The sequence below is a fragment of the Tritonibacter sp. SIMBA_163 genome (genome assembly GCF_046535935.1).
GTDB classification, from domain to species: domain Bacteria; phylum Pseudomonadota; class Alphaproteobacteria; order Rhodobacterales; family Rhodobacteraceae; genus Epibacterium; species Epibacterium scottomollicae.
In genome coordinates, this window is the sequence record NZ_JAWJBP010001554.1 from 1 (window position 1) to 229 (window position 229).

Here is a 229-nt window from a genome sequence, read left to right on the forward strand (position 1 = left end):
CGTCTTTTTTGGGCCGGTCCCTGACCTTGCCCTTCGTCTTGGTGGTCTCGACGCCCTGCACGGCGGCGGCCATGATGAAGCTGAGACCCTGCTTTTCCAGGATGCGCTGGAAGCCGCGCTGGACGTCCTTGTCCATGCCGGGGCAGACCGCGTCCATCTATTCGACCACGGTGACCTCGGCGCCGAGGCGCGCGTAGCCCGAGCCCAGCGCCAGACCGCTGCCGCCCGC

General features: G+C 68.1%; 1 pseudogene. It reads right to left on the reverse strand.

Features of this window, described 5'->3' with window-relative positions:
* A pseudogene (locus R0J92_RS27490) lies at positions 1–229 on the reverse strand (NAD-binding protein); the annotation flags it as partial.